The sequence below is a fragment of the Stappia indica genome (genome assembly GCF_001696535.1).
Taxonomy (GTDB): Bacteria; Pseudomonadota; Alphaproteobacteria; order Rhizobiales; family Stappiaceae; genus Stappia; species Stappia indica.
Map to the genome: position 1 here is coordinate 460017 of NZ_MBQE01000002.1, position 16354 is coordinate 476370.

At 66.5% G+C, this 16354-nt stretch carries 15 protein-coding genes; 8 read left to right on the plus strand and 7 right to left on the minus strand.

The genetic code is table 11. The features are described from left to right. Positions 1-3: 3 nt before the first annotated feature. From BBX35_RS10020 to BBX35_RS10050, 7 genes are all read right to left on the minus strand, one after another. Positions 4-1497, minus strand: a complete 1494-nt coding sequence (locus BBX35_RS10020; RefSeq protein WP_067219286.1) for a tripartite tricarboxylate transporter permease — start codon at positions 1495-1497, stop codon at positions 4-6. Positions 1498-1501: 4 nt separating this feature from the next. Beyond that, entirely contained in the window at positions 1502-1942 is a 441-nt protein-coding gene (locus BBX35_RS10025) for a tripartite tricarboxylate transporter TctB family protein (RefSeq protein ID WP_067219287.1), read from the minus strand. A 39-nt stretch (positions 1943-1981) separates the two neighbouring features. Next, complete coding sequence (locus BBX35_RS10030; RefSeq protein ID WP_067219288.1) at positions 1982-2668, minus strand: GntR family transcriptional regulator; 687 nt, start codon at positions 2666-2668, stop codon at positions 1982-1984. 1 nt (position 2669) lies between these two features. Continuing rightward, positions 2670-3539: an alpha/beta fold hydrolase gene (locus BBX35_RS10035; protein WP_067219290.1), complete on the minus strand. Its 870-nt coding sequence runs from the start codon at positions 3537-3539 to the stop codon at positions 2670-2672. Positions 3540-3556: 17 nt separating this feature from the next. Beyond that, positions 3557-4147: an amino acid synthesis family protein gene (locus BBX35_RS10040; protein WP_067219292.1), complete on the minus strand. Its 591-nt coding sequence runs from the start codon at positions 4145-4147 to the stop codon at positions 3557-3559. Positions 4148-4168: 21 nt separating this feature from the next. Then, on the minus strand, positions 4169-5143 hold the full coding sequence (locus BBX35_RS10045; RefSeq protein WP_067219294.1) for a Bug family tripartite tricarboxylate transporter substrate binding protein: 975 nt from the start codon (positions 5141-5143) through the stop codon (positions 4169-4171). Positions 5144-5495: 352 nt separating this feature from the next. Next, the gene (locus BBX35_RS10050) at positions 5496-6158 is read right to left on the minus strand and encodes a GntR family transcriptional regulator (RefSeq protein WP_171901426.1); all 663 of its coding nucleotides are present in this window, start codon (positions 6156-6158) and stop codon (positions 5496-5498) included. Between the two features lie 169 nt (positions 6159-6327). Between BBX35_RS10050 and BBX35_RS10055 the strand changes: the two genes are divergently transcribed. The 8 genes from BBX35_RS10055 to BBX35_RS10085 all read left to right on the plus strand — a co-directional run bounded on the left by BBX35_RS10055 (position 6328) and on the right by BBX35_RS10085 (position 16230). Then, the gene (locus BBX35_RS10055; protein ID WP_244271603.1) at positions 6328-7275 is read left to right on the plus strand and encodes a tripartite tricarboxylate transporter substrate binding protein; all 948 of its coding nucleotides are present in this window, start codon (positions 6328-6330) and stop codon (positions 7273-7275) included. Beyond that, positions 7266-7727, plus strand: coding sequence for a tripartite tricarboxylate transporter TctB family protein (locus BBX35_RS10060; protein ID WP_171901427.1), 462 nt, complete (start codon positions 7266-7268; stop codon positions 7725-7727). The genes BBX35_RS10055 and BBX35_RS10060 overlap by 10 nt, the downstream gene beginning before the upstream one ends. Before the next feature lies 1 nt (position 7728). Then, on the plus strand, positions 7729-9207 hold the full coding sequence (locus tag BBX35_RS10065; protein ID WP_067219304.1) for a tripartite tricarboxylate transporter permease: 1479 nt from the start codon (positions 7729-7731) through the stop codon (positions 9205-9207). Positions 9208-9243: 36 nt separating this feature from the next. Next, positions 9244-10680 carry an aldehyde dehydrogenase gene (locus BBX35_RS10070; RefSeq protein ID WP_067219306.1) on the plus strand — a complete coding sequence of 479 codons (1437 nt, stop codon included), beginning with the start codon at positions 9244-9246 and terminating at the stop codon, positions 10678-10680. Between the two features lie 38 nt (positions 10681-10718). Beyond that, positions 10719-11609 carry an NAD(P)-dependent oxidoreductase gene (locus BBX35_RS10075; RefSeq protein ID WP_067219308.1) on the plus strand — a complete coding sequence of 297 codons (891 nt, stop codon included), beginning with the start codon at positions 10719-10721 and terminating at the stop codon, positions 11607-11609. Positions 11610-11872: 263 nt separating this feature from the next. Beyond that, on the plus strand, positions 11873-12040 hold the full coding sequence (locus tag BBX35_RS23650) for a hypothetical protein (protein WP_171901428.1): 168 nt from the start codon (positions 11873-11875) through the stop codon (positions 12038-12040). 27 nt (positions 12041-12067) lie between these two features. Continuing rightward, positions 12068-13765 carry a dihydroxyacetone kinase family protein gene (locus BBX35_RS10080; RefSeq protein WP_067219315.1) on the plus strand — a complete coding sequence of 566 codons (1698 nt, stop codon included), beginning with the start codon at positions 12068-12070 and terminating at the stop codon, positions 13763-13765. Between the two features lie 197 nt (positions 13766-13962). Continuing rightward, a complete protein-coding gene (locus tag BBX35_RS10085; protein WP_067219317.1) occupies positions 13963-16230 on the plus strand; it encodes a CRISPR-associated endonuclease Cas3'' in 2268 nt (755 codons plus the stop codon). Positions 16231-16354: the final 124 nt, after the last annotated feature.

Sequence of the window (16354 nt, forward strand, 5' to 3'; positions counted from 1 at the left end):
CTGTCAGGCGCTGTGGCCGTCGTCTGCCTGGACCGGCGAATTGCGCTTCAGGATCGCCCAGAGCAGGATGGCGACCGTCAGCAGCATCAGCACGGCAGTGGCGGGGCGCGACAGCATGTCGATGTAGCTGCCGCGATGGATCAGCAGGGCCCGGCGCAGGTTCTCCTCCAGCATGGGGCCGAGAATGAAGCCGATCAGCAGGGGCGCCGGCGAATAATCGAAGAGCCGCAGCAGGAAGCCCAAGAAGCCGAAGCCCAGAACCAGCCAGACGGCGAAGGCGCTGTTGGTGAGCGTGAAGACGCCGGCGCAGATCAGCGCCACGATCACCGGATACATCATCGAATAGGGAATGCGCAGGAGCCAGAGCCAGATGCCGACCAGCGGCAGGTTCAGGCCCAGCAGGATGATGTTGCCAAGCCAGAAGCTCGCGATCAGTCCCCAGAACATCTCCGGTTGCTCGGCGATGAACTTGGGACCGGGCGAGATGCCGTGGATCATCAGCGCCCCCAGCATGATCGCCATGGTGGGGCTGCCGGGAATCCCGAGCGACAGGGTCGGAATGAAGGCTGTCTGGACGGCCGCGTTGTTGGCAGCCTCGGGCGAGGAAATGCCTTCGATCGCGCCCTTGCCGAACCGGTGGGGCGTCCGGCTGATCCGCTTTTCGATGGCGTAGCCGATCAGCGAGGCGATGGTCGGCCCGGCGCCGGGAAGGGGCCCGACCACGCTGCCGACGCCGGTGCCGCGGACCATCGGAAACAGGGTCTTGAGAAACTCCGGCCGGCTCGGGATCATCGAGCGGAACGTGACCTTGGGCATCGGTCCGCGGGCCTTCTGGGCGCGGATCGCGAAGATGACCTCGCCGATGCCGAATGTGCCGAGGGCCAGCGCCACCAGGCTGACGCCGTCGAAGAGATCGGGAACACCGAAGGTGAAACGATAGTCGCCGCTGTTCACGTCGATGCCGACGGTGCCGAGCAGCGCGCCGAGAAGCACCATCGCGATGCCCTTCATTGGCGGACCGTCGGAGATCGTCGCCGCCATGATGATGCTCAGCAGCAGGATCGCGGCATATTCGGAGGGGCCGACGGCCACGGCCAGCCGGCTGATGAGCGGCGAAAGGAAGCTCAGAAGCAGGATGCCGACGGTGCCCCCGAAAAAGGAGACGTAAGTGGTGACGGTCAGGGCCACACCGGCCTTTCCGTTCTGGGCCATCGGATAGCCATCGAGGCAGGTGATGGCGTTCGACGAGGTGCCCGGCAGGTTGAGCATGATGGAGGCGGTCGAGCCGCCATATTCGGCGCCGTAATAGATGCCCGACAGGAAGACCAGAGCCGTGGTCGGGTCGAGATAGAACGAGACCGGCATCAGCAGCGAGATTGCCGACAGCGCTCCGACGCCGGGCAGCACGCCGATCAGCGTCCCAAGGAAAACACCCGCGAAGCAATAGACCACGGAGGTCAGCGTCAGCGAGGCGAAGCCGAGCGTGAACAACTCCATCGGATCACACCTTGATCAGAGCCGCAGGGGAATTCAGCCCGATCACGAAGACGAGCCAGACGAGCAGGCAGGAAAAGAGGACGATGCCGATGGTTCGTCGCAAACCGATGTCACGGTCTGCCAGACAGGCGAGCACACCCGAGACGGCAAGGGCGGGAAACAGTCCGAACCGGCTGATGATCAAAGCGAAGCTGGCGACGCTGAGTGCGATCAGCGTCAACTCGCGCCAGGGGATGTGGATCGGCGTCGCCGATGCACGCAGACCGCCTATGCCGATCACCGCGCCAAGCAACACCAACGCCCCGCCGATCAGCAGCGGAAAATACCCGGAGCCCATGCGCGCTGCGCTGCCGATGCCGTAGTCGAAGGCGCGATAGGCTGCAGCGGCCCCGATCAAGGCGAGCAGAAGCCCGCTCACGGCGTCACGATTGAGCTTCGGTTGCATGGGGCGTCGGGGTCCTTGCGGGGTCGGGATGGCGCGGGATCAGGGGGCGGATGGGGCCGGCATTGCGGCCCTGGCTTGTGCACGGGCGTTGCGGATATGCGCGATCGCGGCTTGCTGGGCGCCTGGAACGTCGCCTTCGCGGATGCTCGCGAGGATGGCGCGCATCTCCTTGAGGCTTTCCGTCGGGCGACCGGGCCGTGACATCGAGCGCGAGCGCAGCAGGTTCACCCGTGCAAGAAGGCCGCGCAGGATGTCGGCGAGGATGTCGTTGCTGCAGCCCTGGAACATCACCTCGTAGAAGGTGGTGGTGGCCAGGATCAGCTGAGCCGGATTGAGGCCTCCCGACGACGCGCGTTCGAAGTCCTGCAGTGCCTGGTCCATCTGCTCCAGCTGCTCGCCGGTTGCGGCAAGCGCGAAGAGGCGGACGACCTCCGGTTCGATCAGCTCGCGCACGTCGTAGATCCGTTCGGCTTCCTCCCAGCCGAGCTTGACGACGATCGGCCCCCGGTTGGGGCGAACTTCGACGAGGCGTTCGGCCTCGAGCTGGCGGAGCGCTTCACGCACCGGTGTGCGGGATGCGGCCAGGTGGGAACACAGGTCTGCTTCCGACAGCCGCTGGCCGGGGACGAACACGCCCGTGATGATGTCGGCCCGAAGGGCATTGGTGACGCGCTCGCGCACACTGCCACCGCGGGCGCGCGCAGGGTTGCTGACCTTGATATCCATCTTATCCCCGTCGGGCTCCTCTCTCTGCGGCGACGCTGTCGAGAAACGCTCCGACCACCCGGTTGAAGTCTACCGGATTGTCGTCGTGCACGTAGTGCCCGGCGCCTTCGACCTCATGGGCCGCCACCCGCGGGTTCGTTTCGCACATTCGCTTGACCCGCGCCGGATCGAGATAGTCCGAATTCGCGCCGCGTAGAACCAGAACAGGGCAGGACAGTGCGGAAAGCGCGGGCCAGAGGTCCGGGTTCGGCCGAGTGCTTGCCTGCTTGATCCGGCACTCTCCGATCCCGCGCTGGTCGTGACGCCAGACGATCTTGCCGTCGACGGACTTCATCGAGTTTGCGACACGCGATTCGATCGCCGCTTCGGTCACGTTCGGTCGGATCGACCGCCAGAAGGCACGGGCTTCGTCCATGCTGTCGAAGGCGAGCGGCGTGGTTTGCAGCTCCTTCAGGATCCGCGCGATCCCGGCGCTGGCATCTGCTTCCGGTCCGCTGTCTTCGAGGATCAGCGAGTCAAACCGTCCGGCATGGGTCAGTGCGTAGGTCAGCGCGTTGATGCCGCCCATCGAGTGGCCGAGGACGTGAACCGTCCCGGCCCCGAGATGATCGATAAGTGCCCCCAGATCGGCGGCATACTGATCGGCAAAGTAGTTCTGTTGCGGGTCCCAATCGGTTTCCCCCCGGCCGCGCTGGTCAGGTGCGACGATATAGAAGCGGTCGGCCAGAGTTTCCGCGAGCCCGGCAAAGGTTCGCCCGTAGCTGCGCAGTCCGTGCAGGCAGATGAGCATCGGACGGCCGGGATCACCCCAGGTGAGATAGTGAAATCGCAGCCCGTTGAGCTGGGCGAAATTGGAGTGCTCCCGGTCCATCTTGTCGATTCCTCAGTCTACACGGCCGCGAGCGGCGCGACCTCGGGCCCGCCGAGGCGGGCATGGATACGTCCGCGGGTCGCGACGGCGAAAACCACGATCACCTCGTCGGCATTGGGCGCGTCGTCGAAATAGGCGCTCACCGTGTCGTAGTAGGCGCGCGCATAGAGCTCTCCGACATGCGCGAGCGGGACATCGATGAGACCGCCCGGGCCGCTGCGCTTGCCGGTGGAGGGGATCCACTCCTTGGCGCCCGGCAGCACCGCCCGGATCGGGGTGGCGAAACGGGCGGTGATGAACGCGTTACCGTGTTCGTATTCTCCGGCGCTGCCGACGACGCAGGCCTTGCCATAGCTTTCGGCTTGCGCGCCGCCGAGCGCCGCGAGGATGCGCCGGGCAAATTCCTCTCCCAACTTGTCGCTGCCCTCGATGATCTCGCTGAGATCTTCGCTGAACCGTCCCGCATAGGGGTTCCTGATCGCGGCTGCGATCAGGATCTTGCGCAAGGGGGAGCCGTCGTCCGACTGATAGGTCTCGTTGGCCAGGACTTCCTGCTCCTGGGTGTACCAACGGCGGATCCGGTAGTCGGCGATATTGTCTCGGCGCATCGTGTCGTTGACCTTTTCGGTTTACTTGGAGATGTCGATATCGGTGGTGGCGAGGATGTGCCTGACCAGCGCCACGGAGGCGTCGCGCTTCTTCTCCAGCTCTTCCGGAGAGCTGCCCTGCGCGGTGACGCCGAGCTTGGCGAACTCTTCCTGCGCTTCCGGCTGGCCGAGAACAGAGCGAATGGCCTCGGAGACCTGGGTCCGGATTTCGGCCGGCACTCCCGCCGGGGCGAAGATTCCGAACCAGCCGGCGTCGTCCAGGCTGTCATAGCCTTCTTCGGCGAAGGTCGGGATGTCGGGAAACTGCGGCAGGCGCCCCTCGGCGGCGACCGCCAGGCCGCGCATTGCCTCGTCCTGAAGCGAGGCGGTCAGCGCCGTCACGGTCAGGAACGCACTGTCGGTATGGCCGCCGGTCACGTCGGCGACAGCCGGGGCCGATCCCTTGTAGGGCACGTGGATCATGTCGGCGCCCGCCTTGGAGGCGAAGAGCGTTCCCAGAAGATGCGGCGTGGAGCCGACGCCGAAGGTGCCATAGGTCAGCGGACGCTCCTTCGAGGCTTCCACATAGCCCTTGAGATCTGTGATCGGCGAGGAGGCGGGGACCACGAGAATGAGCGCGCTGTTGGCGACCAGGCTGACGGGATCGAGCCCGGTGAGCATGTCGCCCATCTTGTCCTCGTGCAGGACCGGAGAGATCGCATTGGTCGAGGAAGTGCCGAACAGCAGCGTGTAGCCGTCGGCCGGCTGCGTCTTCACATAGGCGCCGGCAACGGCACCGCTGGCGCCCGGGCGGTTGTCGACGACCACCGGCGCGCCGAGAGCGGTCTCCAGCTTGCTGGAGACCAGCCGCGCCAGCAGGTCGGTGCCGCCTCCTGGAGAAAACGGCACAACGAGCGTGACCGGGCGATCGGGATAGCCCGCAGCCAGGACAGGGGTTGCCAGCCCGATGGTTGCGGCGATGCAGCTTGCGGCCAGCACGAAGTTTCTACGGTTCATGATCCCCTCCTCTTAATACAAGATTGTATGATAATCACATCATACGTTTTTAGTTTCAAGACCGATTTGCACGGCGCTTCGCCTCTTGTTCGTGCGGTGCCTGCATCGAAAACGAGCACGCGTGCGGGGCGGGTGCGCATTGCGTTCCCGGTGATCTGAAAGCTGGGGACGTTGTTTCAGGGGGATGGGGCGTTGCCAGAGGCGCCAGTTTGCTTGCGTTAATGGCTTGAAACGCTTGCCATTTGCCGCGCGGTGAGGGGCGCTGCTGCAGGAGTCGCACGGGTCGGCCGGCGGGCTGGATCAGCCCGGTTCGCAGGCGTTGCAACAGTTCGGCCGATTTGCCAGCCTGCGATCACAGGGCGCCGCAGTATTTTTCCTCGTAGAAGGCGCGGGCGGGCTGCATGTGGCTGGTGCAGAGCCTTGCAAGCTCCTCGAGATCGCCATTGCGGACGGCATCGACCATGGCAAAATGCTCGGCCCTGGCCTTCTCCAGCAGGGACGGCATGCCGAGGCCGTGGGAGCGGATGCCGTGCGTCTTGGCATTCGAGGTTTCGATCGCCTCGGAAAGGTAGGGGTTGTCCGTTCCCTCGAAAAGCTTGCGATGGAAGATCGTGTTGGTCTGAAATACGAGACCGAGATCGCGGGAGGCGACCGCCTCGGCGTGCGCGTCGCGCGCCGCCTCCAACTGGGCGAGCCATTCCGGATCAGCCGCAAGGCGGATGCGGCGTGCCGCCGCCTCATGCAGGATGACGCGCAGCTCGTAGAGCGCTGCGACCTCCGCGCGGGAGAAATAGCGCACCGCCGCGCCGCGATTGGGCTGGCGCTCGACGATGCCCTTTCGTTCCAGCTCGTGCAGGGCGGCGCGCACGATATGGCGCTTGGTGGAGAAGCGGACGATGAACTCGTCTTCGTAGAGCCGCTGCTTCGGCAGAAAGCGGCCGAAGATGATGTCCTGCTCCAGCACCGAGACGATCGCCGAAACCGCCGTTTCGGTCATGGTTCCGTGTCTGACCATAATGCAGCGCCTGATTATTGATAATTTCATCGATGTTTATATCGACGGAGCCGGCGGCGCAAATGCCGCCTCTAATTCACTTGCCGGCTGTTTGCCCGGACGTATGGTCTGCCGGCACTTTTCAACGGGACCGCACAAGACCGGCCCGCAACGATCCGGGAGGATTATCTTGCTCAGGAAACTCATGACGGCCGCCGCGGCCATTGCCATCTTCACCGGCCCGGCTCTCGCCGAATGGCCCGAGAAGTCGCTCGAGCTCATCGTCGCCTATGGTGCAGGCGGCGGCACCGACGTTACCGCACGTACGCTCCAGCCGTTGCTGGAAAAGGAACTCGGCCAGTCCGTGGTCATCGTCAACCGCCCGGGTGCTGCCGGCGAAGTGGGCCATGCGGCCCTCGCCAACGCCACGCCGGACGGCTACACCATCGGCATCCTCAACCTGCCGCCGATGCTGACGATCCCGATCACCAAGGATGCGGCGTTCAAGGCCGACCAGATCATCCCGGTGGCGGGCCTGGTGCGCGATCCGTCCGCGATCTCGGTTCCCGGCAACAGCCCGTTCAACACGCTGGACGAGCTGATCGCCTATGCCAAGGAGAACCCGGGTGCGGTGACCATCGGCACGACCGGCGTCGGCACCGACGACCACCTTGCCATGCGCTACCTCGCCAAGGCGACCGGCGCCGAGTTCACCCACGTCCCCTTCGCGTCTGCCGGTGCTGCCCGTACGGCGCTGATGGGCGGCCACGTGTCCGCCGCTGCCCTGAACCTCGGCGAGGCCATGCCGAACGCCCAGGAAGGCAAGGTGAAGATCCTCGCCCATTTCGGCTCCGAGCCGTCTGCGCTGGCACCTGACGTTCCGACCGCCAAGTCGCTCGGCGTCGATGTCGAGATGCTGTCCGAGCGTGGGATCGGCGTTCCGGCCGGCACCGATCCGGCCATCGTCGAGAAGCTCGCCGCCGCCATTGCGGCCGTGGCCAACGACCCGGCATTCATCGAGCGCAACAAGGAGCTCTTCACCGAGGTGGCCTACAAGCCGGCTGCCGAGTTCCAGCAGCATGTTGAGAAGCTGCGCGGGGACTATCAGGCCATGTGGGACGAGTCGCCGTGGCAGTAACGCCTGAAAAGGCAGAGGGAAACACCGTCCGGCCGCTCGAGCGGCTGGCGGTGGCTCTCCTCGTCGCGCTTGTCGGGGCCGTCGTCACCTGGGACGGCACCCGGCAGGACGGGGCCAGCGCCTATTTCCCCATTGCGGTCGGCAGCGCGATGATCGTGCTGTCGGTGATCTCCATCATCCGGCTCGGCCGCGATACGCGTCTCACGGACGAGGCACCCCTGGTCCGGGGCTTTGCCGGCCTCGCCCTGCTTGCAGTCTTCATCGCGCTCGCCGGCCAGATCGGCTTTCTCACGGCCTCCCTGGCCTTCATCCCCGCGATGGCGGTGCTCGGCGGAGATCGGAATGCCGTGCGCGTGGTCGTCGGAACGCTCGCCTTTGTGATCATGGCCTATGTCGTGTTCCATCTCGCCTTCGCTCAGCCGTTCCCGGCGGAACTGATCCTGGGAGGCTGACATGATCGAAGTTCTCTCCGGTCTTCCCCACGCCCTGCTCGTCGACAGCATCCTGGCGATGATCGTGGGCACCGCTGCCGGCATTCTGGTCGGCGCGATCCCCGGCCTCACGGCGACCCTCGCCATGGCGCTGCTGTTGCCGTTCACCTACACGATGTCGCCGCTGGTGGCGCTCGGCATGATGGCCGGCATCTACAACGGTTCCATGTATGGCGGCGCCATTCCGGCGATCCTGATGCGGATCCCGGGCACGCCCTCCGCCGTTGCCACCACGTTCGACGGCTACCCGCTGGCCCAGGCGGGCCGCGCCAAATATGCGCTGCACATCGCGCTGGTCTCCTCCACGGCCGGCTCGATCATCAGTGCGCTGGCGCTGATGATCATCGCGCCGCCGCTGGTGACGCTCGCCCTGAAGTTCGGCCCGATCGAGTATTTCTGGGTCGCGATCTTCGGCCTCACCAGCGTGTCGCTGCTGCTTGCCGGCGCTCCTGCCAAGGGTCTTGCTTCGGCGATGATCGGCGTTGCCGTCGGTCTTGTCGGCATGGACATGATGACCGGCGCGGAACGGCTGGTGTTCGGCGTGCGCCACATCGCCGGCGGTGTCGATCTTGCGGTGATGCTGACCGGCCTCTTCGCCATTCCTCCCGCGCTGGCCATGCTTGCCTCTCCTTCGGCCGGAAGCAGCCGCGCGGACCTCACCGGTGCCGGCCTCAAGCTGCGCGAGGCGATCACCTTCGCCCGCACCTGGTTCCGGTCGGGCATCATCGGCGTCATCATCGGCATCATGCCGGGCGCCGGCGGCAATCTCGCCGGTATCCTCAGCTATGCCGAGGAGAAGCGTGCGGCGCGGGATCCCTCGCGCTTCGGCAAGGGCGATCCGCGCGGCATCGCCGCCTCGGAATGCGCCAACAACGCCGACAACGCCTCGTCGCTGATCCCCACGCTCGCCCTCGGCGTGCCGGGGAACTCGGTCGCCGCGCTGATGATGGGTGCCATGCTCATCCAGGGCCTGAACCCGGGGCCGGCGCTGTTCAGCCAGCATGCCGACGTCGTCTACGGCTTCATGTGGCAGATGCTGCTCACCGCCTTCATGATGCTCGGCCTCGGCCTTGTCGGCGCGAAGCTGTTCGTCAACATGCTGCGCATTCCCGCCGCGCTGCTCGCGCCGATGATCCTGATCATCTGTTCGCTCGGCACCTACGCCTCGACGAACGCCATGGCGGATGTCTGGCTGATGCTCGCCTTCGGCGTGACCGGCTATGTGCTGTCGCGTTCGGGCTATCCCATCGCTCCGATCGTGCTGGGCGCGATCCTCGGTCCGATGGCGGAATCCTCCTTCCGCCAGGGTCTGCTGATCTCGCGCGGAGATCCGCTCTCCTTCGTCTCTTCGCCGATCTCGATCATCCTGGTCGTCGCGATCCTGGCGATCCTCGCACTCCCGCTGCTGCGCCGCCGCAAGCCCCGGACGCCTGCCGGCTGAGCGCAGCCCCGACCCCACAACAGGACAAGCACAGGCATGGACATTCGCACGAAAGCCGGCGAACTCGTCAGCATCAATCCCGCCGACGGCAGCGAGGTCGCGCGCGTCGCGGTCACCACCCCGCAGGAGCTCGACGCCATCGTTGCGCGCGCGCAGAAGGCGTATCGGGAAACCGGCTGGAAAGAGCTGATGCCGCACAAGCGTGCGGAGGTTCTGCACGCCATCGCCAACGGCCTTCTCGCCGAGAAGGAGACGCTTGCCTCGCTGCAGATGCGCGACAACGGCAAGCCGATCTCGGAATGCCGCGGCATGGTCGACTATGCGGTCGGCACGTTCCGCTACTACGCCTCCGTCTGCGAGACGCTTGAGACGGACGTCACCCCGCGTCGCGGCGACTATGTCTCCTTCACCGTGCTTGAGCCCTATGGCGTGGTCGCTGCCATCACGCCGTGGAATTCGCCGATCATGAACGATGCGGCGAAGGTCGCGCCGGCGCTCGCCGCCGGCAATGCGGTCATCCTGAAGCCGTCCGAGGACGCGCCGCTGCTCGCGCCGGAACTGGTGCGCATTGCCGCGGCCGCGGGACTGCCCGACGGGCTGCTGCAGGTGGTGCAGGGGTACGGCGCCGACATTGGCGCCGCGCTGGTGGCACACAAGGGCGTCGGCATGATCTCCTTCACCGGCGGCACGGCCACGGGACGGGCCATCGGCCGCGTTGCCGGCGAGCGCATCGTGCCGGTGGCGCTGGAGCTCGGCGGCAAGTCTCCGCACGTGGTCTTCGCCGACGCCAATCTGGAGCATGCGGTGGCGGCGGTCGCGGCCGGCATCTTCGGCTCGTCCGGCCAGTCCTGCGTTGCCGGCTCCCGGCTGCTGGTCGAGGAGAGCGTCTACGACGAGGTCGTGACGCGGCTCGTGGAGCGCGCCAAGCGCATCGTCGTGGCCGCGCCCGACGCCAAGGGCGTCGAGGTGGGACCGCTCGCCTCCTTCCATCACCGCGACCGGGTGCATGCCTTCGTCGAGCGGGCCCGCGCGGAAGGCGGACGCGTCCTGTGCGGCGGGTCGGCTCCCGAGGGCGCCGCATACGAGACGGGCGCCTATTACCTGCCGACCGTGATCGACGGGCTGCCGCACGACGCGCTGTCCTGCCAGGAGGAGGCCTTCGGCCCGGTTCTGGTGGTGCTGCCGTTCAAGGACGAGGCGGACCTCGTCGCCAAGGCCAACGGCACGGATTTCGGCCTGGCCTGCGGCATCTGGACCGAGAACTTCAAGAAGGCCTGGCGCACGGGCCGTGCCCTCGAGGCCGGGTCCGTGTGGATCAACACCTACAAGCAGTCCGTGACGAGCACGCCGTTCGGCGGATTCAAGGACAGCGGCATCGGCCGGGAGAAGGGCATCGACGGCCTGCGCCTCTATGCGCAGGTGAAGAGCATGTATTTCGGCCTGCACGAAAACCCGCTGCCCATCGCCAAGTGATCCGTCCCGACAACGAATTGAGAGTTTCTGGAGTCTCCATGACCGATATTTCGAAGGTTGCCATCTACGGTCTCGGCAACATGGGCTTTCCGCTCGCCAAGCGGATCGCCGCCCGCTTTCCGGTGCAGGTGTTCGACCTGAACGAGGAGATGCTGGCCAGGGCCAAGAGCGAGCTCGGCGCCGAGACCATCGCAAGCCCTGAGGCATTGTCGCAGACGCGGATCGTGGTCCTGTGCCTGCCGAGCCCCAAGGCCTCACTCGCGGTGCTGCGCCAGATCGCGCCGCATCTGCCGAAGGATGCGGTGGTCGTCGAGACCTCGACGGTGAACCCGGAAGACATTTTCGCCTGTCGCGATGTGCTTGCGCCGCACGGCCTGCGGGTGATCGACGCTTCGCTGATGGCTGGCGTGAGCCAGATGGAAGCGGGAACCGCCTCGCTGCTGATCGGCGGCGAGAGCGATGCCATCTCCGCCTGCCAACCGGTGCTCGACGCGATTGCCGACAAGCAGACGGTGTTCGGCGCCCTGGGAACCGGCGCGGCCGCCAAGGTCATCAACAACGCGGTCGCCCACGCCGTCATGGTGGTGGTCGCCGAGGCCGGCTCGATGGCGACGGCCACGGGCGTCTCCATCGACAAGCTGATCGGCCTGCTGTCGGATCCGCAGATGGGCCTGCACCGGCCGCTGACCTACCGCTTCGCCAAACGGGTGGTGGAAGGCGACTATGCCGGCGGCATGCCGCTGGACGCGGCGCGCAAGGATTCCCGCCTTGCCCTCGATCTTGCCCAGACGGAGGGCGTCCCGCTCTTCGCGATCCAGGCGGCACATTCGGTCTACGAGATGGCGTCCCGCGCCGGCTACGCGCGCGAAGACTACGCTGCAATCGCCAAGTTGTGGGACGACTGGCATGTCCCGGCCGTTCCGAAGTAAGCGGTCGGACTACATTGCAAGAAGAAGCGTCAGGCGGGAGCCCTGTCTGACGGCTCGAACGAGTGGCTGGTGGTGCGGGCCTCCTCCATCAGCCATCGGCACCAACGAGCGATAGCAACGCTCGAACAGTTTGAGCTCCAGAAAATTTTCCAGCAGTCAGGTCTGGCGGCTCGCGGCAGACTGCGCGACGCACACTTCCTCAGCAACGGCACGACTCATCATCGATAGGTGCGGCCTCCAGGGAGGCGCTGCTCGGCAAGCCGGTGAAGGGACTACCCTGGACGATCGACGGCGAAGCGATGAAAGTGCGGCACACCGCGCCGCAGCTCGGCGAGCACAACCGGAATGTTGTGGTCGACCTGCTCCGGCGCAGCGAGGACGACTATCACGAGCTTGTCGCGCAGGGCGTTTTGGCGCAAGCACCGGCCTGAGCGTGTGACCACATCTGGGGAATGGATATGAAGAAGCTGATCAACGATCCCGCGAACGCCGTGGCAGAAATGGTTGCCGGCCTCGTCGCCGTGCAGCCGGGGCTGACCAGGATCGCCGGCCGCAATGTGGTGCTGCGCGCCGACCTGCCGGCGCCGGCAGACCGCAAGGTCGCCATCATCTCCGGCGGTGGCAGCGGCCACGAGCCCGCCCATGCCGGCTATGTCGGCGCGGGCATGTTGACGGCGGCGGTGCTTGGCGATGTGTTCACCTCGCCGAGCGTGGATGCCGTGCTCGAAGCCATTCAGGCGACGGCCGGTCCTGCGGGCGCGCTTCTCATCGTCAAGAACTACACGGGCGACCGGCTCAATTTCGGCCTGGCGGCGGAGATCGCCCGCGCCGGTGGCATTCCGGTCGAGATCGTTGTCGTGGGCGACGATGCGGCGCTCGAGGGCATCGTCGCACAGGAGCGGCGGCGCGGCATCGCCGGCACCATTCTCGTCCACAAGGTCGCCGGCGCTGCGGCCGAGCAGGGCCGGGACCTTGCCGCGGTCGCACAGCTGGCAGGCCGTGCAGCCGATGCGGTCCGCTCCATGGGCGTCGCACTCGGGTCCTGCACGCTGCCGTCGGCGAAGGCTCCGAGCTTCACGCTGGGCGACGAGGAGATCGAGTTCGGTCTCGGCATTCACGGCGAAATGGGCGCGCGCCGCTCCGCCATGCTGCCGGCGAGCCGCATCGTCTCCGATATGCTCGACCGTCTCGTCGAGGATCTGGGCGAGCGCTCCCGCGAGCCGGTGGCGCTCGTCGTCAACGGCCTCGGCGCGACCACCCAGCTCGAACTGATGGTCGTGGCGAGCAATGCGCTCGACGATCTCTCCCGCCGCGGCGTGAAGGTCGCTCGCGTGTGGGCCGGCAATTTCATGACGGCCCTGGAGATGCCGGGCTGCTCCCTGTCGCTGATGCCGCTGGACGACGAACTCTCCGCGCTGATCGACGAGGCGACCCTGGCGCCGGCCTGGCCCGGCCCAGGTCTGATCGACGAAAAACCGACTGTGGCCGCGCCGACCGCGACCGACGACATTCTCGCCGGCGAAGCCGATGGCCCGGTTTCCGATGCGGTGCGCAAGGCGATGCTGGCGATTGCCGAGGCGCTCGATGCGGCCGAACAGAAGCTGACGGAACTCGACAGCGTTGCAGGCGACGGTGATCTCGGCGCCAGCATGGTGCGCGGTGCCGTCGCGCTTCGCGGTGTCGCCGCCCAGCAGTTCTCGACGCCGTCCAAGGCTCTCGATGCCCTGGCACTGGCGCTGCGCCGCGAGATCGCCGGCAGCTCCGGTCCCTTCTATGCGATTGCGCTCATGCGGGTCGCAAGGCTGCTGGAGGGCGAGGCCTCGCCGTCCGCGGACCTGTGGGGCAAGGCGCTGGCAGAAGCCGGCGAGGCGGTGTCGGCGACCGGCGGCGCAAAGCCCGGCGACCGGACGATGCTCGATGCGCTGGCAGGTGCGGCCGAGGGCTGGCGCGCAGCTCGGGCCGAGGGGCGCACTGGCCTTGAGGCATTCGACGCCGCGGCGGCAGGGGCCGCTGGCGGGGCTGAGAAAACGGCGCAGATGACGCCGAAGCTCGGGCGGGCAAGCTATCTCGGCGAGCGTGTGCTCGGGCATCCCGATGCCGGCGCAACAGCCGTCGCGATCTGGATGGATGCACTCGCGAGGTCGCTGCGCGGCTGAGGCGGCGCTCGCGCTCGCCCGGTCGCACAAACGCGGCCGGGCCCTTTTGCGTGAGTAGGACACGTCGGCCGTCGCCGGTGTGGGTTGTTTTGCCCGGTTCATCGCCGGCGATGCGGTCCGGGCGGCAGGGCTTTGACATTGTTGGCACGGGGTTGTTTCATCGTATCTTTCGAATTTCGCGATTTTGAAAGAACCCGATGTTTTTCGCTCATTCATTGCCCGGTGAGCCGGAGGAGCGGTGGCAACCTCTTGCCGAGCATCTTCTGCAGGTGTCACGGCTCGCTGCGAAGTTCGCGCGACCCTTCGGAGCCTCCCGGGCTGCGGCGTTGGCCGGGCTGCTGCACGACCTTGGCAAGTACAACCCGCAGTTCCTTGCCTATATCCGGGGGGATCGGCCGGGGCAGGGCAAGGGTCCCGACCATTCGATCGCCGGTGCGCGCGAGATCCTTACCGCCTTCCCCAGCGGGAGCGACCGCCTCATTGCCCAGCTCGTCGCCCACGCCATTGCCGGCCACCACGCCGGGCTGGCTGATGGGGAAGGAGTGGGCGGTCTCGCTGAGCGGCTGAAGAAGGAGCTGGACCCGCTCGACCCGGCCTGGCAGGAGGAACTGGGCACGGCGTGGACGCTCGGCCTGGAGCAGGCGTTTTGCCCACATCGGGAGCGGGCGCGATTGCCCTTCCAGCTCTCGGTGCTGGGGCGAATGATTTTCTCATGCCTCGTCGATGCCGACTTTCTGGATACGGAAGCCTTTTTCAAGACCGCGGCCGACCTCACGCCGGATCGCGACTGGCCGCGCTTGGCCGAGATCAACCCTCATCTGACGGCACAGTTCGACGCCCATATGGCGCGGAAGCAGGTCGATGCGCGCCCCAACGAGCTGAATGGCCTGCGCGCCGATATCCTGACGCATGTCAGGGCGAAAGCCTCCCTGCCGCCCGGTCTGTTCACGCTGAACGTGCCGACGGGCGGCGGCAAGACACTGGCGTCCCTGGGCTTTGCGCTAAACCATGCCCGCATTCATGGTCTGTCGCGCATCATCTATGCGATCCCTTTCACCTCCGTCATCGAGCAGACCGCGTCGATCTTCCGCGAGGTGCTCGGCGAGGACGTGGTGCTGGAGCATCACAGCGCCATCGACGCGGAGGACGGAAAGGAGCGGTCCAGCCGCGACAAGATGCGGCTGGCGATGGAGAACTGGGCAGCGCCGGTGGTCGTGACCACCAACGTGCAACTGTTCGAGAGCCTGTTCGCGGCCCGCCCGTCGCGATGCCGCAAATTGCATAACCTCGCCGGAGCGGTCATCGTGCTCGACGAGGCGCAGACGATCCCGTTGCATGTGCTGCGTCCCTGCGTTGCAATGCTCGACGAGCTGGCGCGCAACTATGGCGCGACCATCGTGCTTTGCACCGCGACCCAGCCCGCTCTCGGTGCCTCCTCTCGCCCCGGCGTACGGGGCTTCGATGGCGGCTTCGAGCTGTCGCCGGAGCGCGAACTGGCGCCGGACCCTGAGGGCCTTCATCGCCGACTGACGCGCGTCACCTTGCAGCGCGCGAGCGATGCGATGAGCGATGCGGATCTGATCGGCGAACTGGCGGGCCACGAGCAGGGGCTCGTCATTGTCAACAGCCGCAGCCACGCGCTGTCGCTCTACCGTGAGGCGATGGCGGCGGGGCTTGCCGGGCTCGTCCATCTCAGCACCCGCCAGACGGCGAGCGACCGGCAGGCGCTTCTTGCCGAGGTGCGGCTCCGGCTCGCCCCGCAGGATCCGCGCCCCTGCCGTCTCATCGCGACATCGCTGGTGGAGGCCGGCGTCGATATCGACTTTCCGCGGGTCTGGCGCGCGGAGGCCGGGCTCGACCAGATCGTCCAGGCGGCCGGCCGTTGCAACCGGGAGGGGCGCAGGCCCGTCGCCGACAGCATCGTCACGGTCTTCCGGCCGGCGGATGCCTCAACCCCGCGCGAGATCGCCGGGTTCGCCAGTGCCCTTGCCGCGATGGCCGGCGGGCATGACGACCTGTTCTCGCCCGCCGCGATCGCTGCGTATTTCGAGGAAGTCTACTGGCGCAAGGGCGAGGCGCTCGACCGCGACAAGGTCCTGTCCCGCTTTCGGGAAAGCGCCGGGACGCTCGATCTCGCCTATCGCAGCGTTGCGGAGAGTTTCCGCCTGATCGAGGAGCGCATGGCGCCGGTGATCGTGCCCCGGGAGGAAGAGGCGAAAGCGGCACTGGCGGCGCTGGCAGCGGAACGCATGCCACCGGGCGCGGCCGCCCGCGCGCTGCAGCGCCATCTCGTGCAGGTGCCGCGCCCCGACTGCGACAGGCTGAAGACCAATGGCCATCTGTCCTTCGTCGAGGGCTTCGGCGACCAGTTCGCGGTGCTCGCCACCCCGCAGTTCTACACGCGCGAGACGGGTCTGGAATGGGAGCGGGGCGACGAGTTGTCGCTTGACGGGTACATCCTGTGATCGCAAGATCGACACATCTGTAGTTTCAGTTTTTTGATAGTGCGTTGCCGAAAAAAGATATTTTGACCGCTCGCGTGTCCGTTGACGGTCGCGTGGGGGAGTCGGCGCGCCCGTTTTCAAGCGG

Coding starts and splice junctions, on each gene's coding strand:
- BBX35_RS10020 (WP_067219286.1), bottom strand. CDS start 1,497: ATGGAGTTGTTCACGCTCGGCTTCGCCTCGCTGACGCTGACCTCCGTG.
- BBX35_RS10025 (WP_067219287.1), bottom strand. CDS start 1,942: ATGCAACCGAAGCTCAATCGTGACGCCGTGAGCGGGCTTCTGCTCGCC.
- BBX35_RS10030 (WP_067219288.1), bottom strand. CDS start 2,668: ATGGATATCAAGGTCAGCAACCCTGCGCGCGCCCGCGGTGGCAGTGTG.
- BBX35_RS10035 (WP_067219290.1), bottom strand. CDS start 3,539: ATGGACCGGGAGCACTCCAATTTCGCCCAGCTCAACGGGCTGCGATTT.
- BBX35_RS10040 (WP_067219292.1), bottom strand. CDS start 4,147: ATGCGCCGAGACAATATCGCCGACTACCGGATCCGCCGTTGGTACACC.
- BBX35_RS10045 (WP_067219294.1), bottom strand. CDS start 5,143: ATGAACCGTAGAAACTTCGTGCTGGCCGCAAGCTGCATCGCCGCAACC.
- BBX35_RS10050 (WP_171901426.1), bottom strand. CDS start 6,158: ATGGTCAGACACGGAACCATGACCGAAACGGCGGTTTCGGCGATCGTC.
- BBX35_RS10065 (WP_067219304.1), top strand. CDS start 7,729: ATGATCGAAGTTCTCTCCGGTCTTCCCCACGCCCTGCTCGTCGACAGC.
- BBX35_RS10070 (WP_067219306.1), top strand. CDS start 9,244: ATGGACATTCGCACGAAAGCCGGCGAACTCGTCAGCATCAATCCCGCC.
- BBX35_RS10075 (WP_067219308.1), top strand. CDS start 10,719: ATGACCGATATTTCGAAGGTTGCCATCTACGGTCTCGGCAACATGGGC.
- BBX35_RS10080 (WP_067219315.1), top strand. CDS start 12,068: ATGAAGAAGCTGATCAACGATCCCGCGAACGCCGTGGCAGAAATGGTT.
- BBX35_RS10085 (WP_067219317.1), top strand. CDS start 13,963: ATGTTTTTCGCTCATTCATTGCCCGGTGAGCCGGAGGAGCGGTGGCAA.